Origin of the sequence: Nonomuraea turkmeniaca (assembly GCF_005889735.1) — a bacterium.
GTDB lineage: Bacteria > Actinomycetota > Actinomycetes > Streptosporangiales > Streptosporangiaceae > Nonomuraea > Nonomuraea turkmeniaca.
In genome coordinates this window covers 1-21,783 of the sequence record NZ_VCKY01000102.1, presented here as the reverse complement: position 1 = coordinate 21,783, position 21,783 = coordinate 1, and the positions used below count along the sequence as shown (strand labels likewise).

Here is a 21,783-nt window from a genome sequence, read left to right as displayed (position 1 = left end):
AACGGAGGCACATAATGCGCCCTGTCACTGGATACCGTTCGCCACGATCCGTACTCGCCGCGGTCTTAGCCGTGGTCGCCGTCACCGCGTCCACGGTCCTCGCGCCCTACACCGCACCGGCAGCGGCGGCCGGCAGCGACAGACTGCGACTGGTGGCGTTGTCGGCCAGGCCCGAACTGGTGACGGCGGACGACGTGCTCGTCACCGCGGCGGTGCCGCGCGGCCAGCCGTTGGACGTGGTCCGGTTCACGCTCAACGGCGCCGACATCACCGGCTCCTTCCGGGCAGACGCGAACGCGCACGCCTTCACCGGCCTCGTCGATCGGCTGCGGCCCGGACGCAACCACCTTGTCGCGACCGCGGGGCCGCAGCGCGACCAGCTCGTCCTGACGAACCATCCGGCCACCGGGCCGGTGATCAGCGGTCCGCACGAAACGCCGTACGTCTGCACCACGGACCGGTTCCGCCTGGTCGACGGCGGCACGCTCGGCGACCCTCTCGACGCCGACTGCTCCGTGGCCACCCGGGTCGACTACGCCTACCGGTCGACCGGCGGAAAGACCCTGCCGCTGCCGGATCCGGCGGCCAGACCCGACGACCTCGCCTGGACGACGACCCTCACCGGCCAGACGGTCCCGTTCCTCATCCGGATCGAGACCGGCACGGTCAACCGGTCGATCTACCAGATCTCCATGCTGCACGACCCGGCGACGGAAGAACCCGCCTTCCACCGGCGCAGCCCCGGCTGGAACGACCGGCTCATCTACACCTTCGGCGGCGGCTGCCGGCGCGGCTGGTACACCCAGGGCACGAACACCGGCGGTGTACTGGACCCGAAGATGCTCGGCCGCGGCTACGCGGTCGCGTCGGCGTCGCTGAACGTCTTCGGCAACAACTGCAACGACCTGCTCGCGGCAGAGACCATGATGATGGTCAAGGAACGGTTCGTCGAGCGCTACGGCGATCCGCTGTTCACCATCGGCTGGGGTTCTTCTGGAGGTTCCTACCAGGGACACCAGATCGCGGACAACTACCCGGGTCTGCTGGACGGCATCGTGGTCGGGCAGTCGTTCCCCGACGTCACGTCCGCGACGAACTTCACGCTGTTCGACTCCCGGTTGCTCGAGCACTATTTCACCGAGGTCGCGCCGGACACGTTCAGCCAGGAGGAGCAGCGCCAGGTCGCCGGTTTCCGGCGGTGGGAGAGCATCCGCAACCTCAGCGACGGGGCGAAGCGGCTGGACCCGGTCGCCGAATTCCCCGCGGTGTTGCCCGCGGAGCTGCGCTACCACCCGCAGACCAACCCCCGTGGAGCGCGCGGAGACGTCTACGACCACACCGTGAACGTCTACGGACGCGATCCGGCCACCGGGTTCGCCCGGCGGGCCCTGGACAACGTGGGGGTGCAGTACGGGCTGGCCGCGCTGAACTCGGGCGCGATCACCCCGCAGCAGTTCCTCGACCTCAACCAGGGCCTCGGGGGACTGGACATCGACGCCAAGCCGACGGCGCAGCGCACCGCGGCGGACCCGATCGCGAGGAGCGCCGCCCACCGCACCGGGCGCATTCTCTTCGGCGGGGCCGGCCTGGCCGGCACGCCGATCATCGACTACCGGTCGTACTCCGATGACGCCGCGAACGGCGACATCCACATGATGACGCACGGTTATGCCACCCGGGCGCGGCTGGAGGCGGCGAACGGCGACGCGGACAACCAGGTCTTCCTCGTGGAGGACAACCGTTTCGGCGGGTTCAGCCTGACCAGCCCCACCCTGCGGTACGCCCTGACGAGCATGGAGGAGTGGCTGACCGCGATCGTGGGCGATGACTCGCGGCTGTCCGCGCACCAAAAGGTGGTGCGGAACAAGCCGGGTGATCTCACCGACGCCTGCTGGAGCCGCGACGCCGAGCCTCGCAAGATCGTTCAACGGCTCACTGCGGACAATGCCGGAGAGTGCGGACAGCTGTTCCCCGCCTATCCCACTCCACGACTGGTAGCCGGCGCTCCGCTGACCGATGACGTGGTGACCTGCCACCGCAAGGCCGTCGACTGGAGCGACTACCGGGTGACCTTCAGCCCGGCTGAGCGCCGCCGGCTGTTGGAGGTCTTCCCATCGGGCGTGTGCGACTGGACGAAGCCCGGAGTCGGGCAGCGGCCGTTGCGCGATACCTGGCTGGCGTTCAACTGATCTCGGGTGGGCGACCGGCCCGCCGTCTACCCTCCCGACCTCAACCCATGGAGGAGTGCCCATGCCGCGACTTCGGCTCCACACCCGCCTGTTAACCACCGGATGCGCTGCCCTGGCATTCACCGCGGCGACCGTCTCCGCCCCCGGCGTCGCCGCCGCTGATCCGACCGCCACCGACGCCTGGCCGACGTCCTGCGACGCCGAGGCCGCGGGCTACCGGCTGGTGCGCGTGCTCGACCTGCCCACCGCCGCGAACTGGCGGGATAGCACCCCTCCGTACACCTTCGACGACACCGCCGGCGTGGCCGGCGGTTTCGACCGAGTCGGCTACTGCCTGGAGCTCACCACCGAAGCGGGTACCACCTGGGTGTGGACGTCGATGGAAGCGCTGAGCGAAAACCCCGACGACCTGGGCCTGCCGACCCGCATGGAGCAGTCACGGCACCAGTTCGTCGACGACCTGACGGTCGCCTCCAACGTGCCCGGCGTACAGGAGGTCGACGGCGGCTCCGGCTGGGTCGAGATGTGGCCCAACCAGTACGACGGGACGGGTTCGCGGCAGATACCGGGAGCGTCGGAGACCGCCCGCGATGCCGACGACGCGGTCCTGTGGGCGAACGGGTACGGCTCGTTCCAGGTGCACGCGTTCGCCGACGCCGCCGACGCCCGCGGCCCGCGGGCCGCGGACGCCGCCACCGCGACTCCGGTGCTGGCCGTCAACGCCTTCACCACCGCCGGCCCTCAGACGATGGACATCGGCATCGGCGCCGGCCCGGGCGAGAACCCCGACTGGACGTCCGCCGAGAACGCCGACGACTACACCGCCCGGCGGCTCACCTTCTACGCCCGGCCCTCACTGGCCCGGGTGGACACCGCCCCGATTTCGCGGCAGGTGGTCCCCCGCCCGGGCCGAACCGCCACCAGCGTGTCGGTGCCGGTCAGCGGGGTGGCACTTGACCCGGACGTCACCGCGGTCGAGCTGCGGACCACCCGCGACGGCCGGCAGACGACCCGGCGGGCCACCGTCTCACCGGCGGCACCGCAGTTCTCGTTCACCGTCTCGCTGCCAGTGGCGCTGGCGTCGACCGACCTGGACCTTGTCGCGCTCACCGCCGACGGCAAAAGCCACCGCATCGGACGTGCGCTCGACGTCGTCGCCGGTGACGTCATCGTCGTGCAGGGCCAGTCGAACGCGCAGGCCGGCCAGCAGTCGAACTCGACGTCGTCGGAGGCGGACCGGTCCCGGTGGGTACGTACCTTCGGTACGTCCAACAACAACAACTCGCGGCTGGCCGCCGCCATCGGCGGCTGGACCTACGCCATGGGCGACAACATCCAGCGGGTCGCGGCGATCGGCCAGTGGGCGGTCCGCATGGGACAGCTGATGTCGGCCGAGCTCGGCATCCCGATCGTCATCGTCAACGGTGCCCGTGGTGGCAAGCCGATCAGCTACTTCGCCCGCAACGACAGCGCCCCCACCGATGGTGCGACCAGTTACGGGATGCTGCTGCAACGCCTCACCCGGGCCGGCCTGACCGGGCCGGACGCCATCGACGTCATGCTGTGGTACCAGGGTGAGGCCGACCGCGACAAAGCTGAGGTACACGTCGCCGGGTTCACCGAGCTGGTCGCGGACTGGCGCCAAGACTACGGCGCCGAGCTGCCGGTCTACGTCCACCAGGTCCGGAGCTCCCCATGCGACCAGGCGATCCCGGTGGCGCTGCGGGACGCCCAACGGCGGCTGCCGGACACCATCGACAACCTGCGGGTGCTGTCGACGACCGGCCTCAACGGTCACGACGGCTGCCACTTCGACTACATCGACGGCTACCGCACCTTCGGTGAACACAACGCGGCCATGCTTCTCGACGGCTTGTACCGCCCGGGTGCCCCGAAGGTGGCGCCGCCAAACCCCAGAGGGGCTCACCGGATCGACGAGAACCCGCACCAACTGGTGGTAAAACTCCTCTCACCCGCCGACCCGCTGACCGTCGAGGACGGCGCCGCCGCGGACTTCCGGGTACCGGGCACCGTCGTGGAATCCGTGCGCTGGCAACGCGGCCGTGGCCTGGTGCTGACGCTGGACCGGCCGGTACCGGCCGACGCCACCGTGGCGTACGTCGCCCACCGTGGGGCCGGCCCCCGCGTCATCGACACGCTCGGCATGGGTCTGCTCGCCTTCCAGATCCCCGTCGAATAGTGTGCCGCACAACGTGGTCGTGGAACTCGGTCACTTGCCGCGCATCACCGCGGGCTCGTGGCGGCGCAGCAGGCGGGCCACCAGGAAGGCGCACAGGACCGCGAGGATGGCCAGGACGCTCATGTCCAGGACCCAGATGCCCAGGTCCTCGCGCCACAGGGGGTCCGGCGGATCCTGGATGTGCGGGATGAGCTGATCGACGTCGAGCGTCGTACGTGACCATGCCCTGGTCCGCGGGGCGCAGCCCGGTGAGCGCGCGCAGCAGGGTGGAGTTGCCCGGGCCGCTGGGGCCGATGATCGCTAACAGGGCACTTCTCGCCGACCGGAAACGTCGCGCGGTCCAGCAGCACCTTGCCGTCCTCCACGGTGACGGTGAGGCCGTGCGCCTGGAGGCAGACCTCGCCGGTGTCGGCGTACTCCATGAGCGTGTCGTCCACCAGCTGGAACGTGGACGGCCCGATGCCGACGAGGTCGTCCGGGGAGATGCGGGCCCGCCGGTTGGGGGCGATGTGGTGATCCATGAACCCACACGCTCGCACGCAGGGAGCACGCCACCCGGCCGATGGTGTCCAGGATCTGCTCGCGGGAGGCGATGGCACGGGTGGCCAGTTGCAGGGCCAGAGCCCGGAAGGCGCCGATCATGTGCCTGGTCTGCCGGAGGTTCAGGCCTGGCGGGCGAGCCAGACGGTGGGCTGCCGGCGGATCTGGTCGATGGAGGTGAGCGCCGCGCCGATCACGGCGGCGTCCGGGCCGAGCAGGGCGGGGCGGACGGTGACAGGGGCCCAGGCGGCGGTGAGCACGCGCCGGTCGATCTCGGCCTTGGCGGTGGTGGTGAGCCAGGACGACATGAGCGAGAAGCTGCCGCCCAGCAGCACGGTGTCGATGTCGAGGATGTTCAGCGCGCTCGACAGGGCGATGCCGAGCGCGGTGCCGGCCCGCTCCAGGGCGGCGAGCGTGGAAGGGGAGCCTGCCTCGGCGCGCTCGGTGACAACGTTGTCCGGATTGGCGGACTCCGGAGCGGGGTCGTCGCCGATGATGGCGGCGGTGCTGGCGTAGGTCTGCAGGCAGCCGCGAGACCCGCACGGGCAGGCAGCGCCGTCAGGGTGGACGGTGACGTGGCCGAACTCGCCGCTCCAGCCGCGGGCGCCGCGCATGAGGCGGCCGCCCAGCACGATTCCGGCGCCGATGCCGAGGCCGCCGGAGACGTAGACGAAGCTGTCGAGGGTGTTGTCGCCGGCGTACAGCTCGCCGAGGGCGGCCAGGTTGGCCTCGTTCTCGACGGCGGTGGTCAGGCCCATGTCGCCGAGGAACGCTCCGGCGGGCACGTCGCGCCAGCCGAGCGCAGGGGCCGAGCGAGCGATGCCGCCGTCGACCGGTCCGGGCACGGCCAAGGTGGTGGTGACCACGGTCAGGTCCTTGGCGGTGACGGCGTCGATGGCCTCGCGGGCCAAGCGTGCCAGCTCGGTCAGGACGGCGGCGGCGTCCCGGCCGGCGTAGCGGGCCGGGGCGAAGGTCAGGTGGCGCACGGTGCCGGTCAGGTCCACGACGCACGCGGCCAGGCCGTCGGCGCGGATGTCCAGGCCGAGCCCGGCGGGACCGCGGTCCGACAGCGTGAGGCCGACACGCGGGCGGCCCGCCCGGCCGTTGTGGGTGACGCCTTTCTCGGTGATGAGCTGTCCGGCCAGCAGCTCCTCGGCGATGCGGGTGATGGTGGGCCGGGTCAGCCCGGTGGCGCTGGCAAGCTCCGTGCGGGAGATGGGACCGCCCGCGGTGAGGATGCGCTGGAAGACCACCTCCAGGTTGAGCTCGCGCAGGTTCTCCTGCCGGACGGCGCCCTCAGGCGAGCGCGGCGCGCTGGGCCGGAAGGCGGCGGTCATGTCGCCAGCCGGGCCACGTCTTCGGCCGTGAGGCGGCCGTCGGCCACCAGGACGACCACGGTGCGGGAGATCGCCTCGCCCGGCTCCAGCACCAGCGGCTCCGCCCAGGCCACGCAGGAGCCGACGCCGAGGTAGTCGCGGGCCCGGACGAACCACGGATCCTGGGCGGTGTCCTCGTCGCCGGGCCGGAAGACCAGGGTCCACTCCGGGGCGGCGACGGCGACCCAGGCGGCGCTCCGGCCGTGCACGGGCTCCACGCCTTCGCCCGCGGCGCTGAACACGGCGGCGCCGGTGACGTTCGGCCCGCGCCAGAAGAAGCCGCCGTAGCCCGCGCCGACCCGGCCCTTGGCCGCCGAACTCCGCATCACCAGGGCCCGCTCGGCGCCGTTGGTCAGCTGGGTCCGTACGGCCAGCGACCAGACGGCCCCGTGGAATGGCCCGTCGACCGGCGTGCAGGTGATCGTCCGCCGCTCGTGCAGCAGCAGCCCGTCGTCGGGCCCCAGCCAGCGCAGCGCGTGCGAGAGTGAGGTCTCGCTGCGGCCCAGCCAGCGTTCGTGCCGCTGGCTGCCGTGATTGTCGAGCCAGGCCGGCCCGTGACCGGTCACGAAGGTGCGCCCGCCCCAGAAGTTGACCCCGTCGAGGTCGGGGAAGGCCACGCCGATCCCGAACTGGTGCGGGTGGGAGTCGGGCACGGCGTCGGTCACGGTACGGCCGGCCAGGGTGCGTACGGGATGCAGGAAGGGGCGCGGTGAACTGGAAGCGGGCGCCTTCGGCTGCCAGACATAGGAGGCCACCTCTCGTCCATCCAGCCGCAGCACTTCCGTGGCCATCTCGCCGCCTTTTCGCATCCGGGGATTATGAGCGTAGTCCCCGAGCGGTGCCGCCACGAGCAGGGCGGGGGTCATGGCAATGGCAATCCCAGCTCGTCCAGATAGACCGCCCTGCCGGTGCGCAGCGACTCGTTGCCCGCAACGCCGACCAGCACACTCGCGGCGCCGTCGGCGAACCCGGCGTGCCTGCTCAGCCGGTCTCCGGAGGGACCGCGAAAGAGGTCGTGCAGGAGCATGGCGTCCCCGCCGCCGTGGCCGCCCGCGCCTTCGGGGATGGGCACCTCGACCGCGGGCTCCCAGTGGCGCTGCAGCAGCAGACGCGAGCCACGTTGCCGGTGTCCCCCGTCAGCCACGGCACTTTCGCTCTCGGACAGGGCGCTCGGGTCCAGGACGTCGGCCGGTTCGGCCTCCGTCTCGGCCAAGGCGACGGCCACCTTGGAGGCGACGGCCACCTCGGAGGCGACGGCCACCTTCGAGGCGGCGGTGGCCGCGCCGATCGTCGAGGAGGCGTCCGCGGGTGAGACGTGGGGCCGCTCGACCACGTCGAGTTCGATGCGCCCCGCCGTACCGTTGATCGCGACGCGGTAGCCCTCCCACGGGCAGTGCGCGTGCAGGGTGTAGGACATCGACGCGCCGCCCCGATAGCCGACCACCACGTTGAGGTTGTCCTCGATGGTGATGCCGTCGGAGAAGACGTCGCGGTCGCGGATGTAGCCGTCCAGGTGCTCGCCGTCCCGGTAGAGCTCGCGGAGCTTCTCGTCCGAGGCCAGGTCCAGGGAGAACGGGTCGCCGTCGATGAGGCCGCGCGCGGGCCGGGCGCCCAGGCCGCGGCGGCGGGCGTTGTCGGGGCCGTAGAAGCGTAGCCCGCCGCGGGCGAAGACCACCTCGGGGCGGTCGCCCAGCCACCAGTTGACCAGGTCGAAGTGGTGAGTGGCCTTGTGCACCAGCAGCCCGCCCGAGGCGGCCTTGTCGCGGTGCCAGCGGCGGAAATAGTCGGCGCCGTGCACGGTGTCCAGGCACCACTCGAAGGTGACGGAGGTGACCTCGCCGATCTCCCCGTCGGCGATGAGCTGCCGCATGAGCGCGTTGCGCGGGGAGTAGCGGTAGTTGAAGGTGACCGTCAGCTCCGACGTACCGGCCTGGAGCGCGTCGTGGATCTGCCGCACCCCGGCCAGGTCGATGGTCATGGGCTTCTCCACCACCACGTCCACCCCCGCCAGCAGCGCACGGCTCACGTAATCGGCGTGCGTGTCGTCGCGGGAGGTGACGAAGACGACGTCGCTCTGTTCGAGCATCTCGTCGTAGGCGTCGGGCAGGTAGTGCGGCAGTGGGGTGCCGACGATCCGGTCGTAGTAGGCCATGCGCACCTCGTTGGTGTCGCAGAAGGCCACCGGACGGCCGAGGCCGGCGTAGGGGCCGAGCAGGGCGGCCAGGTACATCTGGGCGCGCGAGCCGGTCCCGACGAAGGAATAGCGTTTCATCTACTTCAATCCGGTGGTGGCGATGCCCTTGACCAGGTACTTCTGGCCGGCGATGAAGAACCCGATGACCGGGGCGAGGGAGACGAACGACATGGCGAACATCTGCCCCCACTGGGACTGTCCCTCGGAGTCGATGAACTGGCGCACCGCCAGCGGCACGGTGTAGAGCTCCTGCTCGGTCAGGTAGAGCAGGGGAGAGAAGAACTCGTTCCAGGTCGAGATGAAGGTGAAGATCGCCGTGGTGGCGAAGGCGGGCTTGCACAGCGGCAGGATCACGCTCCAGAAGATCCGGAACGTGCCCGCGCCGTCGATGCGGGCCGCCTCGTCCAACTCCTTGGGCAGGGAGCGGATGAACTGCACCATCAGGAAGATGTAGAACGCGCTGGTGGCCAGGAAGTTCGGCACGATCAGCGGGAAGTAGGTGTTGAGCCAGCCCAGTTTCGCGAAGACGATGTACTGCGGGACCAGCAGCACGTGACCGGGGAGCATCATCGTGCCGAGCGTCAGCGCGAAGAACAGCTTGCGGCCACGGAAGTTGAGCCGGGCGAAGGCGTAGGCGGCCAGCGAGCATGACAGCAGGTTTCCTATGATGCTCAGCACGACGATGACGACCGAGTTGACCAGGTAGAGGTCGAAGGGGAACTGCAGGGCCGTCCAGCCCTCGGTGTAGTTGGAGAAGTCCCACTCGGCGGGCCAGAGCGAGAGGTCCTTGAAGACGATCCCGGACGGTTTGAGCGAACTGGACACCAGCCACAGCAACGGGTAGAGCATGACGATGCTGACCAGGCAGAGCAGCAGGTGTTTGGTGAAGCGCTTGCGGCGGGAGTTGCCGACGCGCTCGAGGTAGCTCTCGTCAGTTGTCATAGTGCACCCACCGCTTGGCCAGGAGGAAGTTGAGGCCGGTGAACGCCGCGATGATGATCAGCAGCATCCAGGCCATCGCCGAGGCGTAGCCCATGTGGAACTGCTCGAACCCCTGCTTGTACAGGTAGAGGTTGTAGAACATCGTGGAGTTGGCCGGCCCGCCCTTGCCTCCGCTGAAGATGAACCCCTGTGTGAAGGTCTGGAACGAGGAGATCAGCGACTGGATCAGGTTGAAGAAGATGATCGGGCTGAGCAGCGGCAGCGTGATCTTGCGGAACTGCTGCCACTTGTTCGCCCCGTCGATCGCGGCGGCCTCGTAGTACATCGACGGGATCTGCTTCAGGCCGGCCAGGAAGATCACCATGGGGGAGCCGAACGTCCAGATGTGCAGGATGATCAGCGTGGTGAGGGCGTGGTCCGGGTCGGACGTCCAGCTGATCTTGTCGATGCCGAAGAAGCCGAGGAAGGCGTTGACGATGCCGTTGAGGCCGAAGATGTAGCGCCACAGCAGCACCAGCGCCACGCTGCCGCCCAGCAGCGAGGGCAGGTAGAAGATCGCCCGGTAGACCGGCAGGCCTCGCACGCCCCGGTTGAGGAGCATGGCGACGCCCAGCGCGGCGGCCAGCGAGAGCGGCACCGAGACGAAGGTGTAGATGAACGTGACCTTGACCGACTGCCACCACGTGTCATCGGAGAACATCTCGGCGAAGTTCTCCAGGCCGATCCAGTTCGGCACGTTCAGCAGGTTGTAGTCGGTGAAAGCGAGGTAGAGCGAGGCGAAGAACGGGATGATCGTGAAGGCCATCCCGATGAACCAGGGGAGGATGAACAGGTAACCCGACCGGTCCTGAGGGGGTTTCGCCGCCTTGGGTGGCGAAACCGGCGCCTCGGACACGGCCGGGTCCTTCACAGACGTGAGCGTCACTGCGACAGGGCCTTCGTCGCCGCCTCGATGACCTTCTTGGCGGCCTCGGCCGGGGTCAGCCGCCCATGTTCGACCTCGGGAGCGACCGCGGTGAGTTCGTCCTGGATGCCGCTGGCGCCCTTGGGGTAGGGCGGAACGGCGACCAGTGTCTGCTTCTGCAGGCCGATCAGATAGTCGGTGGCCACCTGGTCGTCCTTCTCCAGCGTCGGCTTGATCGCGTCGGCGACGACAGTGCTGGCGGGAACGCCCCGGGTGGTGCCCATGGCCTTGTTGGCCTCCACGTCGTTGATGAGGAAGTCGAGCAGCTGCAGCGCCTCCTTCGGATGCTTGGAGGCCGCGGCGATCGACCACAGCGCCGGGGTGCCGATGTTCGTGCCCCGCCGCTTGGCGGTGGCCTCGCCGGGGATGCCCAGCAGCACCAGGTTGCCGCCGGAGACCTTGTTGTAGCCGAGGAAACCGTTGCTCGGGATGATCTGCGATGCGATGGAGCCCTTGGCGATGTAGGACTGGTCGGGCGAGGAACCGATCGTTTCGACGAACCCCGCGGGTGGGAAGCCTCCCTCCTTCCGCATGTCCTCGAACATCTGGAACCACTTGGTCAGCGTGGCCTCGCTGACGCCGAACTTGCCGTCTGCGGTGAAGAGGTCCTCGCCCTGCTGGGAGACGTAGACGACCAGATTGGCCAGGGTCGCCGGGTCGACCAGGGTGCCGTAGACCTTCTTCCCGCTCTTGTCGGTGATCTCCTTGGCGAACGTGGCCAGATCCTGCCAGGTCCAGGTGGCGCCGTCGGGGATGGTCACGCCGTACTGGTCGATGATCGTCTTGTTGACGATGTAGCCGATCGCGTTGAGGCCCGAGGGGATGCCGTAGACGGCGTCGCCGACCTTGGTGAGGCTCGCCGCGGCCTGGCTGAGGTTGGTGGTGTCCACGATGCCCGTGTGGTCATTGAGGTTGAGGAGCGACTTGCGGTCGGCGTACTCCCGCAGGCTGTCCATGCGCATCATCATCAGGTCCGGCGGATTGCCGGCGGCGAAGCGGGTGGCCAGCTTGTCCTTGTAGGGGCCGCTGTCCTGGTACTCGGTATTGACGGTGATGCCCGGGTTGGCCTTCATGAACAGGTCGAGCGCGGCCTGGGTCTTCTGGGCGCGGAAAGCGTCGCCCCACCAGACCATGTTCAGCTCGATCTTGCCGGAGGCGGCCTCGCTGCCGCCTCCGCCGAAACCACGTCCACAGGCGGCCACGGCCAGACCGAGTCCGGTCAGTCCGGCGGTGCGCAGCATGTCTCTTCTGGAAATCATCAATCGTTGCCCTTCACACGGGGGGTTGCCAGGAGGCTACGGCGGGGTTTCCGATTGCGTCAATCCATGAAAGAAATATTAAGGAAAGCCATTGACGCTAATTCAGCGGCCTTCCTACAGTGAGGGCACCTCGCCCCCGACTCCGCGGCGACTGCGGAAACCGCCACGGCCCGGTCTCCCTCAGGAAAGCGACCCCCTGTGACCACTGCGCGTCGTGCCGCCCTGGCGGCTGCCACCCTGACCTTGCTCGTTCGGTCCTCGGCTCGCACGAACCAGGGATGGGGTGCCGCGTGGCCCGCACCACTACGACCTGGAGGTCGGTGGGGGACAGGCGCGGGTCATCGCCCGGATGGGCCAGAGGCCTTCGACCGTGGCCGGATGCAGCTTGCCCTCGTGGGTGTCGATCGCGGTCTCATCGCCGCCCCAGGAAGACTGCCGCAGCGGATGCTGGAAATCTGCCATCGCCGTAGTAGACATTTGCGCCCGATGGCGCTAGTGTTTCTGGCATAGCAAGGAACGGATCCACCGGGCAGCAGAAGAAGTAGCACCACGATGAACTGCCCGGAATGAGGATGAAGTAAGGGAGTTGAGGCAGAAGGTCGGACGTGACGGGCCAGCGCAGTGGTAAGGGGCCCAGATCGTGGACGCGCTGCCGAGAGGAAGTGGACGCCAGTCCAGAAGATAGGGAAGGGAGTGTTGAACGCCATCAGGATCGCCCGCGCCGGCTGAGTCTCGCCGCTCGGGTACCGCAGTTCCACACGATTGGAAGGTGGTCTACGGTCACGAATCCGCGATCCCCGCATCACCGCCGCGCAGTACGGCGGATGCGGACGACAGTAAGCCGGCCAGATGGCCGGTAGATGGTGTTGAACCTCTTCGGGGTCCCGGTGCGACAGGCGCCGGGGCCCCATGTTCGCGTGATGAAGGGTGTCTATGGATCAAACCCACCTAGCTGGCAGCGGCGACAAGCACGTTCGCGCCGCCGGGACCGCAGCCAGCGCTGACCACCGGGCGGAAGACCCGTTCGATGATGAGGACTACCCCGCCTACAGCATGGGCGCGGCCGCGGAGATGCTCCAGGTCACTCCCACGTTCCTGCGAGCTCTAGGCGCTGCCAAACTGATCGAGCCGAAACGCTCCGGCGGTGGCCACCGCCGGTACTCTCGCTACCAGCTTCGGCTGGCGGCCCGAGCCCGGGAGCTGGTCGACCAGGGCACGCCTGTGGAAGCCGCCTGCCGGATCATCATCTTGGAAGACCAACTCGCCGAGGCGTTGCGCATCAACAGCGAACGCGAGCGCGCGGCCGGGGACTGACACCGGCTTCGTCACCCTGCGGCCTGGTCTTCGACAACGCTGACCAGGCCCCGTTTCCGGGACAACACAGCCGTGATCGCGGCATGGCGGACTCGTATGCAACAGTCCGTTACCTTTCCCCGCCTCAAGCGGCCTCCGCCGATGAACTACCGCGAAGGCCGTTTACGCAGAGCTACTTTGCCCCGGGTGACAGCCACCCCAGTGCCGGGCCCGGTACAGATCCACACGCGCTGCAGCGCCGTCGTGTCAGCGCGGCCACGGTCATCCTCCACGTCGTCGGGCGGCACGATGCCGACGGTCGTGGCCCCCTTGGTCGTCGACCGCTCGACGTCCTCAAGGCGGCGGCCAGGCGATCGCGCTCGCCGAGTGTCACCGCGTCGGCCGTCAGAACTGGCCCCTGGCATTGCCGTCGACGTATGCAGTGCGGGCCTCGGCGCCGTATCCGTGCCCCCGGTGTGCCATTGGTGCGATCTGGTCCTCCCGTCGGACCCGACGTTAAAAACCACCTTGGCCTGATCAGATTGTCTCTGGAGAAGGTGTCGCAGCGCGCTGATGCGCCGGTTTCAAAGCATTTGACGCGCTGTACGTAGCTGGCGGCTCGGTGCGGACAGGCGTCCACTGGTGCGTCTGGCTGCCAGCGGCGGCAGGAGGGCATGAACCAGCAAAGTCATAAGGATTGCGCGCAGGCAAGGGGTAATCCCCGCCACCGGGCGGCGCAGAGCAGGCCGCACCGAAGGCCAGGGGATCAGCACAGCCAGAATCAACGACGTTGGCAAGCTCACGGCCAACGCACGGAGTCCAATCAGAACAAGATCCGCCTACTGCCGCCCGCTCCGGCAAAAACGCAGGTTAGAGGCCTTTGGGGAGGCTTCCTCGAAGCAGACCGCCGGTAGCGTGGGCACGAGGTCAGAACGTGAAAGGACGCACATCGACTGGATGCCACTCCGGTCCATGAGGGGGAGCAATGCTGATCCAGCGCTACCAGCCCATCCGTCTGCGCCTGTTCCGATTCCTGCTTCCGGATCCGGAGGACAGTAACGGTGCGGAGAACAGCCGTCGCCGTCGGCGTCGCCGCTGACGAAGGTTGCCTGCTGTGGCCGTCCTTCGCGCGGAGCGATGCTGGCGGCTGACAGCGGTGGTCGGAGTGCCTGGATGGACGGCGTCGTGAGGACGGCCTGGAGCGAAGGCGACCCCGGGCACGAGTGCCGTCACCGCCTGAAACGTAGCGGTGGAAAAGTGGCTGGAAGCCCACGAACTGGTGCAGACGTTCTCTCGCTGCATGAGTAGCCGGTCGAAGGACAAGGCGCCGCACGCCACCCGGCGAACACCGCATGGACGGCATCGAGGCGACCCGCCGCATCACCCGGCAGAACGGGCCGTCCCGGGTGACCACCCGCATGATCGAGGCGCTGCAGCAGAGGGCAGCGACCTTACTGAAGGGCGCAGGGTGGCGCTCTCAAGCTCTATCACGCGACATCGGCGCGGTCCGGCACACGGGCGTGGCGGGTCTGCCCGACGGGCGGCTCCACGTCTTCGCCGTCAACGCCGCCGGTACTCCGTACCACACGATTCGCGGGCCGGGCGGCTGGCAGGACTTCGGCAACATCGACGGTCAGGCCGACTATCCCGGCGCGGTCGGCGAGATCGACGGCTCCTGACACGCGGCCGGGCCGCGGCATCTTGTCGCGGCCCGGCTGAGTGCGCCGGCGAATGCTCCTGGGCCGCTCCGCTCGGCTCGCTGGAGGGGTCGTACGCCGGGGCGGTCGAGCTGGGCCTGCCCTCGATGGCCTTCACCGAGCACGTCGCCCTGGGCCATGCCGCCGTGGATCGGCCCAGGGCGAGGGGTTGGGGATCTTCCCGATGTCCTGCACCGCGGCCGGCTCGACGACCTTGATCAGGCCCAGCTCCACGTCCACGTCCACCACCGCGCGGTTGCGCGCACAGCGCGAGCTGGGTGTGGGAGTCGCCCTGGCCGGTCAGGGGTCGAGAGGGAACGCCGGCCGGTGCCGGTCCTCGCGGTCTCCTCGATCGGGCCGGGCTGAATCTGTCGGCGATTACCTCTGGCACGTCAAAGACGCTGATGGCACCCCGCTGGGGCCCCACCGGCTGAGGGCGCAGATACCCGGAACACACCAGGGCTTGCTAGAACGCTTTTGGCAAGATTTCCACCACCACACGGGAGACAACCGATGCGCAAGCCTCCTTTCCTCAACCGCCGGAGCCTCCTAGTTGTGGGTTCCGGGATCACGGCTGGGGCCTTCCTCGGAACCCGCCCGGCGCATGCAGACGTTCCAGACTCCGCCCGCTTCGATCTGCCGGGGGATGGCGGCAATCCGATCCTGAAGAAGTCACTCGGCCACAACTGGGTGCTGCAGTCCCTCGCGTACGACAACGCGCACCAGCACATCTACTTCGCCGAGGTGGAGCCGGGCTCGAAGACAGGCGACCTCTGGATCACCAAGACGGATACAGAGGGGAAGATCCTGGGCTCGATGAAGCTCCGCGGCTTCGGCCACGGCGTGGCGATCGCGGCGGAGCCGTACGACGGAGCGGTCTACCTGTGGACCGAGTGGCAGGCGAGCGCCAGCGGATTCGGCACCAAGATCGGGCGATTCAAGTTCGTCAACGGCGGGGTTCTGGAGAAGACCAGCAGCGCAATCCAGGACCGCACGCCCTCCATCGGCGACATCATGATCAATCCTCAACCAGCGATCGACCCCTCGACCGGCCGGCTGTTAGTGCGTTACAAGACCGGCGCCGACCTGCCGCGCATCGTTGCCTTCAACCTCAGCGACGCGCGCGCGGGCCGGCTTGGCAGCGCCAACCGCCTGGTCGAACGTGCACTGCCCTCACGTGGGTCCTGGGGAGAGAGCAACCCGTTCCAGGGTTACACGGCCTACGGCCGCTACGCGTACCTGCTTGAGGGCAAGGCGAACGGGCCGTCGTACATCACCGTCGTCGACCTCAACGACACCGGCCAGTCGACCGTGGTCAACAAGTGGGAGACCACGACGGGTGCATCTCTTCCTGGCCGGGAGCCGCAGGGCATGGCCATCTGGATGCACCCCACCGGCCCGCGGCTGGCCTTCGGGTTCCATTCGAACACCGGTGGGGTACGGCAGGCCACCGTCTTCTACAAGAGTGAGTTGGTCTGATCAGGTGCAGACCACCCGAGTTCGACCGACGGCGATGGCCTTCTGTCGAGCGTGCGGAGGGCGAGCTCCACCCGCCGCCGAGCAAGGCGCTGGCCGGGAGCCGGGCTCAGTGTCGGCGGCGGTGCTGGTCGAGGAAACGACGAACCTCGGCGTCCTCGGGGCTGGCGCCGCCGAAGCCGCCGTGTGGCATCGCCTCGAAGACGTGCAGCTCGGCCTCGACATCGGCCGACAGCAGCTTGCGGTGCATTCCGTCACGGGGTCAGCCTGAGCGAGTGGCGGCCGCCAGTTCTGTCAGCCGGCGTTCGAGGAAGCGCTGTTCGGCGCCGTCGTCGGTGAGTTCTCTCGCACGTCGATAGGCGTCACGCGCCTCGTCGGTCCGCCCGAGGCGCCGCAAGAGTTCGGCCCTGGTCGAGTGCAGGTAGCGGAAGTCGTCGAGACCGAGTTGGGCGACGAGGCGCAGGCCGGCCTCGGGGCCTTCGGTCTCGGCGATGGCGATGGCACGGTTCAGCTCCACGACGGGCGAGCCGGTCAGGCGGGCGAGCTCGCCGTACAGCGCCGCGATCTGCGCCCAGTCGCACGGCGTCTCGGCGTGCAACGAGGCGATGGCGGCCTGCAGGACGTAGGGCCCGCGGCCGCCGAGGGCGAGTGCTCGGTCGAGTTCGGCGCGTCCATCGGCGATCTGCTCGGTGTTCCAGCGTGACCGGTCCTGATCGCCGAGCAGCACGAGTTCGCTGTCGCGGAATCGCGCCTCGCGACGGGAGTCGTGCAAGAGCATCATCGCCAGCAGCCCGTGAACCTCGGGGTCGTCCGGAAGCAGTTCAGCGAGCGCGCGGCCCAGCCAGATTGCTTCTGCCGCGAGCTCGTCGCGTCCGCTGTAGCCCTCGTTGAAGATCAGGTAGACGACGGCGAGAACGGCGTCGAGTCGCTCGCGGAGCAGGTGACGCGGTGGCACTCGAAAGGGGATCCCCGCTGCTTTGATCTTGCGCTTGGCCCGCACCAGCCGCTGCGCCATCGTGCGCTCCGGTACGAGGAAGGCGCGGGCGATCTCGTCAGTGGTGAGCCCGCCGAGGGTGCGCAGGGTGAGCGCAACCTGCGCCTCGCCCGCGAGCGCCGGATGACAGCAGGTGAAGATGAGCTCCAGGCGCTCGTCGGGAAACGTCGTGGCGTTCATCGGCACCTCGGCAGAGTTGCCTGCGGCGAGCAGGCCGGACTTGGCGGCGAGGGCCTGCTCGCGGCGGATGCGGTCCGTGGCCCGGTTCCGAGCCGTCGTTATCAGCCAGGCGCGAGGGTTGCTGGGGATGCCGTCGCGTGGCCATCGGTCAGCGGCGATCGCAAAGGCCTCCTGCGCGGCTTCCTCGGCGAGGTCAAAGTCGCCGAGGAAGCCGATCAGGGTCGCCAGCACCCGGCCCCACTGCTCGTGGAAGACCTGATCGAGTGTCATCACCAATAGGTCTGCGCGGGTCGAATCTCGATGGCACCGCCGAGGCGGGCCGCCGGGACGCGGGCGGCCACCTCGATGGCCGCGTCGAGGTCGTCGGCCTCGAGGACGAACCAACCGCCGACGGCTTCCTTCATCCCGACGAACGGACCGTCGGTGGTCAGGGTCTTGCCGCCCTCGACGCGCACCGTGGTCGCGTTCTCAGGGAGACCCATGGGAACGCCGGGGGTGACGCCTGGCGTCTTGTTGATCGCCCCGTAGTCGGCATAGACCTGCTTCTGCTCCTCCTCGGAGAGCGCGTCCCACTCCTTGGAGCTGGTGCCGTGGTAGATCAGCATGACGTACTGCAACGCTCCGCCTCCTCATCCAGATGGTTACACAATGAGACGAATGGCGAGCCGCGAAATCGACAGGTCGACACCGGAAAACTTGACGACCTGCGCCGGAGCTCACGAAGGCCTACAACCCGCGAACGAGGCGGTCAGCGTTGCGGTACGGCACCCGGGAGCCGAGGCGTTTGGCGACCCGCTGGCGGGGCCGCACGGTGGCGAAGGTCGATCTGCCGGTGGAGGAGTCGCCGAGCGCCGCCCCGGCCCTGTACGCCACGACGGCCTCGCCCGCCTTTCCCGTCCCGTTGTTCGCCGCCGCCTGGAACGGACGGCCGTTCGCCCCGCTCAGTCACCGGCCGGCCGGTGTTGTCGCAGCAGAGGGCTTGCTCTGAAACTGTACCGGCTGACCGGTATAGTTTTGGCATGCCACGACCAAGCTCGAAGGACCGTCTCTTCGACGCCGCCGCTGACGTGCTGCTGTCGCAGGGAGGTGAGTCGCTCACCCTCGAAGCCGTTGCCAAGCGGGCCGGGGTCTCCAAGGGCGGACTGTTCTACCACTTCCCCACAAAACAGGCGCTGGTCGGCGCCATGGTCGATCGGTTGACCAAGGCCTTCGAGGACGCGCTCGCTCAGGCGGGCACCCACCCGGGCGACTTCCTGCGCGCCTATGTCGAGGCGACCATCCCCGAGCGGCACACCACCACCACGGCGCCTGCCGACCGCGTCACCGCTGCACTGCTTGCGGTGATGCTCGTCGACCCGGCGGAGCTCGAGCCGTTGCGTGAGCGGTTCGCCGCCTGGCAGGCCAGGCTCGCCGACGACGGTGTCGACCCCGCGGCGGCGACAGCCGTACGGCTGGCCGTGGACGGGTGGTGGGCGGCCAGGCTGCTTGGGCTCGGCCCTCCTGGACCTGACTTGCACGAGGGGACCCGCCGCTACCTGATGGAGGCGATCGACCGTGCTGCGCGCGACTAAGGGCTTGATGCTCGTCACGGATGTCGGCTTCGTGGTCTATTTCGCCGTCACCGGTCTCGGGCTGATCCCGCTGGAGTGGGCGTTCGCTGACTACGCCAATCCGCTGATGGTCGACTGGAACTGGTCGTTCCTCTGGATCGACCTGCTGGCCAGCGTCACCGGGCTGACCAGCCTGTGGCTCCTGCGCCGCGGCAGGGCGAGCGGTCCGTCACTGATGCTGGTCTCGCTGGTGCTGACCATGGCCTCAGGGCTCATGGCGATCGCGTTCTGGACGTTGCGGGGAGACTTCTCACTCGCCTGGTGGATACCGAACCTCTACCTCATGCTCTTCCCCGTTCCCGGGATCATCTGTCTGACGAGACAACCGCTGTCCCCGCTTTCGCCCGTGCGCGATTGACACCGCTGGCGATGACCCCGATGTGGCTGAACGCTTGCGGGAAGTTGCCCATGAAGGTGCCCGTCGAGGAGTCGATTTGTTCGCGACGCGAGCCGATATGCGCGTCTAGAACGAGATCAGCGGCTTGATGACGTCGTCGAGTTTCTTGTCGAGAACCTCGAAGGCCTGTTCCATGTCGTCGAACTCGAATTCATGAGTCGTCATGCCGGTGGGATCGAGGCGTTTGGCCTGCAGCACCCGCAATAGCCGCTCCATGCGGACCCGCCCGCCGGGGCACAACCCCGTCGCGATCGTCTGGTCCGCCATTCCGACTCCCCATGCGACACGGGGGATGCGGACGAACTCTCCCTCGCCGAAATAGCCGATGTTGGACACCGTCCCACCAGGCTTGGTGATCTTGATGGCTGTTTGGAACGTCGCGTCCATGCCCAGAGCCTCGATGGCGGTGTCCACTCCCTCTCCGTGCGTGAGCTCCATGATCCGCTCGACGACGTCCTCACGGCTGAAGTCCACGATCTCGTCCACGCCGTACGTGCGCGCGAGATCCTGCCGCTGAGGCACCGATTCGACCCCGATGACCAGGCCTGCGCCGCGCAGCCTGGCCCCCGCCGCGGCCATCATGCCCACCGGCCCCAGCGCCAGAACGGCCACCGTCCCGCCGATCGGGATGTTGCCCTTCTCCGCCCCCATGAAGCCGGTCGAGAGCATATCGGCGCAGTAAACGGCCAGGTCATCGGAAATGTCGTCGGGTATCTTCGCCATGTTGGCGTCGGCCTCGTTCACATGGAAATATTCGGCGAACACCCCGTCCTTGGAGTTCGCGAACTTGAAGCCGCCCAGCGCCATGCCCGACTGCGACGGAAAGCCGTTCTGAGCGGCCGGATCGCCCCAATCCGGGGTGATGGCGCCGACCAGGACGCGGTCGCCCGGCTGGAAGACTTTGACGTCGCTGCCCACCTCGTGCACGACACCGACCGCTTCGTGGCCGAGCGTGAGGTTCTCCCGGGGGCCGATGCCTCCGGCGACGGTGTGGGAATCCGACGTGCAGATCAGAGCCTTGGTAGTCCGGACGATGGCGTCGCCGGGCCCCGGCCGCGGAATGGGTTTCTCCATGAAACCGACGCTGCCGATCTCCCTCATGACGAACGCCTTCATACTCCCCGTCCCCCTTTTGACGCGCCACCGTCATCAACGCGTGGTGCGGATCCCCCGACCGGCGACGACAGCGCCAGGGCGTCGCAGCGTCCCCCGGCGATGCCAGCGTTAGCCTCCTACCCCAAGAGGAATGACCGGTAACCGCCGTCCCATTTGGCAAGGAATGCGCCGTTCATGATTGGTACACCGAGTCGGGCCTGCTGAGCGATCCGGGGCGCTCATGGTGTCCAGGGGATGGCCCGACCGCGGGACCACATCGGAGGCTAACGCGCGCGCACGCGCGAGGTACTGCTGGACGGCAGGTCTCAGGCGGAGTATGCGCACCGGACTACCGGGTGCCCGCCTACTGGGGCGACCCGATGATCCTTACGGACGGGGACGCGCGCCGTCACTTGTTCCAGGCCACCAGGAACTCCGCCAACGAGATGCGCCCGTCCACGTCCCCATCGTGTTCGTCCGAAACCTTGAAGATCGAGTCGAGCTCGGCGGCGGTGACCTCCTCGCCGAGCGCGTTCATGGCGAGCGTGAACTCTTCGCGGGTGATGTATCCGTCCCCGTCGCGGTCGAACTTCTGGAACGTGGCGGTCGGGTCGTCAAGAGCTGGCATGGGTGACCTCTCATCGTGCGCTTCATGCGCTGTACGGACAAGGCAATATCGAAGCACGAGCTCGTCCCCCCACGCGAGGGATGACGGGGCCGAAAAACGCCGGGCGTGGCGCCCATCCCGAATTCGCGACGGAAGGAAGCCAAATCGAGCCAACCGCCGTCTCGGCGAAGTCCCACCGCCTGCTCGCACGAACGTGGCGCAGACCAGCTGTGCCAGGGCGACCGGGTGATCGTGTACGGGCAGCCGGGGTGGATCACGGCGTTCCGGGACGCTGGGCTGCGGGTGCGGTTCGACGACGGCCCCAAGCGGAGCGTGCCGGTCATTCGACAGACGACGTGGTGTACGCGGACGGGCAGGCGCGCTGCGCTGGCCGGAAGGCGCAGACGAGGTGGGCGACCTCATCGATGTGCGCCACAAGGGCGTGTCCGCCAGTGAGGCTCGGAGGCCCGCGGTCACCCGCCCGCTGCTGCCCGGCAACGTCACCGACAGCTCCGCCGCCAGCGCCTTCACGCAGCACCCGGCACGCGGCACCCGGCTGCGCCGCCACCAGCACACCCTTCCCGCCACCCCACACCATGAAGATCACCTCGTGGCCACGCCCGAGTTGCTGACCGTCATCTGCTCCCTCTTAATCGGCTAATGCGCATGTTTCCCCAGGTCAGCGACACGCCGTGATCTGGTACCTGCTGGCCGGATGGGGTCATCGCGGGTACATCTGTTCTCATGATCGAACAAGGGCTCCGGCTGGA

The 21,783-nt window shown here is 68.3% G+C and carries 22 protein-coding genes and 1 pseudogene; 9 read left to right on the top strand and 14 right to left on the bottom strand.

Annotated features, from left to right (window positions below; translation table 11 throughout):
- The first annotated feature begins 14 nt into the window (after positions 1–14).
- Together ETD86_RS27525 and ETD86_RS27520 are read left to right on the top strand one after the other, a co-directional pair.
- Positions 15–2,189, top strand: a complete 2,175-nt coding sequence (locus tag ETD86_RS27525; RefSeq protein ID WP_211370352.1) for a DUF6351 family protein — start codon at positions 15–17, stop codon at positions 2,187–2,189.
- Between the two features lie 61 nt (positions 2,190–2,250).
- A complete protein-coding gene (locus tag ETD86_RS27520) occupies positions 2,251–4,389 on the top strand; it encodes a sialate O-acetylesterase (RefSeq protein WP_138669058.1) in 2,139 nt (712 codons plus the stop codon).
- A 253-nt stretch (positions 4,390–4,642) separates the two neighbouring features.
- Here the strand turns inward: ETD86_RS27520 and ETD86_RS58395 are convergent.
- From ETD86_RS58395 to ETD86_RS55470, 8 genes and pseudogenes are all read right to left on the bottom strand, one after another.
- Positions 4,643–4,918 (bottom strand): annotated as a pseudogene (locus tag ETD86_RS58395) (hypothetical protein); the annotation flags it as partial.
- 133 nt (positions 4,919–5,051) lie between these two features.
- Positions 5,052–6,266, bottom strand: coding sequence for an ROK family transcriptional regulator (locus ETD86_RS27510; protein ID WP_138669057.1), 1,215 nt, complete (start codon positions 6,264–6,266; stop codon positions 5,052–5,054).
- Entirely contained in the window at positions 6,263–7,114 is an 852-nt protein-coding gene (locus ETD86_RS27505) for a DUF6807 domain-containing protein (protein WP_211370351.1), read from the bottom strand. The genes ETD86_RS27510 and ETD86_RS27505 overlap by 4 nt, the downstream gene beginning before the upstream one ends.
- Positions 7,115–7,167: 53 nt before the next feature.
- Positions 7,168–8,577: a Gfo/Idh/MocA family protein gene (locus ETD86_RS27500; protein WP_138669056.1), complete on the bottom strand. Its 1,410-nt coding sequence runs from the start codon at positions 8,575–8,577 to the stop codon at positions 7,168–7,170.
- A complete protein-coding gene (locus ETD86_RS27495; protein ID WP_138669055.1) occupies positions 8,578–9,441 on the bottom strand; it encodes a carbohydrate ABC transporter permease in 864 nt (287 codons plus the stop codon). It abuts the gene before it with no gap.
- A complete protein-coding gene (locus ETD86_RS27490; protein WP_246148264.1) occupies positions 9,431–10,351 on the bottom strand; it encodes a carbohydrate ABC transporter permease in 921 nt (306 codons plus the stop codon). The genes ETD86_RS27495 and ETD86_RS27490 overlap by 11 nt, the downstream gene beginning before the upstream one ends.
- A gap of 11 nt (positions 10,352–10,362) precedes the next feature.
- Positions 10,363–11,664 (bottom strand): ABC transporter substrate-binding protein, encoded by a 1,302-nt coding sequence (locus ETD86_RS27485; RefSeq protein WP_138669054.1) that lies wholly within the window; start codon positions 11,662–11,664, stop codon positions 10,363–10,365.
- A gap of 303 nt (positions 11,665–11,967) precedes the next feature.
- Positions 11,968–12,126 (bottom strand): hypothetical protein, encoded by a 159-nt coding sequence (locus ETD86_RS55470; protein WP_170223301.1) that lies wholly within the window; start codon positions 12,124–12,126, stop codon positions 11,968–11,970.
- A 591-nt stretch (positions 12,127–12,717) separates the two neighbouring features.
- Here ETD86_RS55470 and ETD86_RS27480 point away from each other — a divergent pair.
- Together ETD86_RS27480 and ETD86_RS55465 are read left to right on the top strand one after the other, a co-directional pair.
- On the top strand, positions 12,718–12,978 hold the full coding sequence (locus ETD86_RS27480) for a helix-turn-helix domain-containing protein (protein WP_246148270.1): 261 nt from the start codon (positions 12,718–12,720) through the stop codon (positions 12,976–12,978).
- 1,331 nt (positions 12,979–14,309) lie between these two features.
- Positions 14,310–14,636 (top strand): hypothetical protein, encoded by a 327-nt coding sequence (locus ETD86_RS55465; RefSeq protein WP_170223300.1) that lies wholly within the window; start codon positions 14,310–14,312, stop codon positions 14,634–14,636.
- 132 nt (positions 14,637–14,768) lie between these two features.
- Here the strand turns inward: ETD86_RS55465 and ETD86_RS60205 are convergent, their stop codons facing one another.
- Positions 14,769–14,894: a hypothetical protein gene (locus ETD86_RS60205; protein ID WP_425465662.1), complete on the bottom strand. Its 126-nt coding sequence runs from the start codon at positions 14,892–14,894 to the stop codon at positions 14,769–14,771.
- A gap of 315 nt (positions 14,895–15,209) precedes the next feature.
- Here ETD86_RS60205 and ETD86_RS27470 point away from each other — a divergent pair, with 315 nt between their 5' ends.
- Entirely contained in the window at positions 15,210–16,133 is a 924-nt protein-coding gene (locus ETD86_RS27470) for a phage baseplate protein (RefSeq protein ID WP_138669052.1), read from the top strand.
- A 106-nt stretch (positions 16,134–16,239) separates the two neighbouring features.
- On the opposite strand, the gene ETD86_RS27465 is transcribed toward ETD86_RS27470, so the two are convergent.
- From ETD86_RS27465 to ETD86_RS27455, 3 genes are read right to left on the bottom strand one after another with little or no spacing between them, the layout of a single operon-like run.
- Positions 16,240–16,380, bottom strand: a complete 141-nt coding sequence (locus ETD86_RS27465) for an alpha/beta hydrolase family protein (RefSeq protein WP_211370350.1) — start codon at positions 16,378–16,380, stop codon at positions 16,240–16,242.
- A 12-nt stretch (positions 16,381–16,392) separates the two neighbouring features.
- Positions 16,393–17,574, bottom strand: coding sequence for an RNA polymerase sigma factor (locus tag ETD86_RS27460; RefSeq protein WP_138669051.1), 1,182 nt, complete (start codon positions 17,572–17,574; stop codon positions 16,393–16,395).
- Positions 17,574–17,921 (bottom strand): YciI family protein, encoded by a 348-nt coding sequence (locus ETD86_RS27455; protein WP_138669050.1) that lies wholly within the window; start codon positions 17,919–17,921, stop codon positions 17,574–17,576. The genes ETD86_RS27460 and ETD86_RS27455 overlap by 1 nt, the downstream gene beginning before the upstream one ends.
- A 167-nt stretch (positions 17,922–18,088) precedes the next feature.
- On the opposite strand from ETD86_RS27455, the gene ETD86_RS27450 reads away from it, so the two are divergent.
- From ETD86_RS27450 to ETD86_RS27440, 3 genes are read left to right on the top strand one after another with little or no spacing between them, the layout of a single operon-like run.
- Positions 18,089–18,292 (top strand): hypothetical protein, encoded by a 204-nt coding sequence (locus tag ETD86_RS27450; protein WP_138669049.1) that lies wholly within the window; start codon positions 18,089–18,091, stop codon positions 18,290–18,292.
- A gap of 31 nt (positions 18,293–18,323) precedes the next feature.
- Positions 18,324–18,875 (top strand): TetR/AcrR family transcriptional regulator, encoded by a 552-nt coding sequence (locus tag ETD86_RS27445; protein ID WP_138669048.1) that lies wholly within the window; start codon positions 18,324–18,326, stop codon positions 18,873–18,875.
- Positions 18,859–19,272 (top strand): DUF5360 family protein, encoded by a 414-nt coding sequence (locus tag ETD86_RS27440; protein ID WP_138669047.1) that lies wholly within the window; start codon positions 18,859–18,861, stop codon positions 19,270–19,272. The genes ETD86_RS27445 and ETD86_RS27440 overlap by 17 nt, the downstream gene beginning before the upstream one ends.
- 105 nt (positions 19,273–19,377) lie before the next feature.
- Here ETD86_RS27440 and ETD86_RS27435 read toward each other — a convergent pair whose 3' ends face one another.
- Together ETD86_RS27435 and ETD86_RS27430 are read right to left on the bottom strand one after the other, a co-directional pair.
- Positions 19,378–20,427 carry an NAD(P)-dependent alcohol dehydrogenase gene (locus ETD86_RS27435; protein ID WP_138669046.1) on the bottom strand — a complete coding sequence of 350 codons (1,050 nt, stop codon included), beginning with the start codon at positions 20,425–20,427 and terminating at the stop codon, positions 19,378–19,380.
- 388 nt (positions 20,428–20,815) lie between these two features.
- On the bottom strand, positions 20,816–21,034 hold the full coding sequence (locus tag ETD86_RS27430) for an EF-hand domain-containing protein (protein WP_138669045.1): 219 nt from the start codon (positions 21,032–21,034) through the stop codon (positions 20,816–20,818).
- A gap of 388 nt (positions 21,035–21,422) precedes the next feature.
- Here ETD86_RS27430 and ETD86_RS27425 point away from each other — a divergent pair, with 388 nt between their 5' ends.
- Complete coding sequence (locus tag ETD86_RS27425; RefSeq protein WP_138669044.1) at positions 21,423–21,674, top strand: hypothetical protein; 252 nt, start codon at positions 21,423–21,425, stop codon at positions 21,672–21,674.
- Positions 21,675–21,783 lie beyond the last annotated feature (109 nt).

What these genes read in the sequence shown, in the direction of transcription:
- ETD86_RS27525 (WP_211370352.1), top strand. Translation starts at nt 15, where the DNA reads ATGCGCCCTGTCACTGGATACCGTTCGCCACGATCCGTACTCGCCGCG.
- ETD86_RS27520 (WP_138669058.1), top strand. Translation starts at nt 2,251, where the DNA reads ATGCCGCGACTTCGGCTCCACACCCGCCTGTTAACCACCGGATGCGCT.
- ETD86_RS27510 (WP_138669057.1), bottom strand. Translation starts at nt 6,266, where the DNA reads ATGACCGCCGCCTTCCGGCCCAGCGCGCCGCGCTCGCCTGAGGGCGCC.
- ETD86_RS27505 (WP_211370351.1), bottom strand. Translation starts at nt 7,114, where the DNA reads ATGCGAAAAGGCGGCGAGATGGCCACGGAAGTGCTGCGGCTGGATGGA.
- ETD86_RS27500 (WP_138669056.1), bottom strand. Translation starts at nt 8,577, where the DNA reads ATGAAACGCTATTCCTTCGTCGGGACCGGCTCGCGCGCCCAGATGTAC.
- ETD86_RS27495 (WP_138669055.1), bottom strand. Translation starts at nt 9,441, where the DNA reads ATGACAACTGACGAGAGCTACCTCGAGCGCGTCGGCAACTCCCGCCGC.
- ETD86_RS27485 (WP_138669054.1), bottom strand. Translation starts at nt 11,664, where the DNA reads ATGATTTCCAGAAGAGACATGCTGCGCACCGCCGGACTGACCGGACTC.
- ETD86_RS55470 (WP_170223301.1), bottom strand. Translation starts at nt 12,126, where the DNA reads ATGGCAGATTTCCAGCATCCGCTGCGGCAGTCTTCCTGGGGCGGCGAT.
- ETD86_RS27480 (WP_246148270.1), top strand. Translation starts at nt 12,718, where the DNA reads ATGGGCGCGGCCGCGGAGATGCTCCAGGTCACTCCCACGTTCCTGCGA.
- ETD86_RS55465 (WP_170223300.1), top strand. Translation starts at nt 14,310, where the DNA reads ATGGACGGCATCGAGGCGACCCGCCGCATCACCCGGCAGAACGGGCCG.
- ETD86_RS27465 (WP_211370350.1), bottom strand. Translation starts at nt 16,380, where the DNA reads ATGCACCGCAAGCTGCTGTCGGCCGATGTCGAGGCCGAGCTGCACGTC.
- ETD86_RS27460 (WP_138669051.1), bottom strand. Translation starts at nt 17,574, where the DNA reads ATGACACTCGATCAGGTCTTCCACGAGCAGTGGGGCCGGGTGCTGGCG.
- ETD86_RS27445 (WP_138669048.1), top strand. Translation starts at nt 18,324, where the DNA reads ATGCCACGACCAAGCTCGAAGGACCGTCTCTTCGACGCCGCCGCTGAC.
- ETD86_RS27435 (WP_138669046.1), bottom strand. Translation starts at nt 20,427, where the DNA reads ATGAAGGCGTTCGTCATGAGGGAGATCGGCAGCGTCGGTTTCATGGAG.
- ETD86_RS27430 (WP_138669045.1), bottom strand. Translation starts at nt 21,034, where the DNA reads ATGCCAGCTCTTGACGACCCGACCGCCACGTTCCAGAAGTTCGACCGC.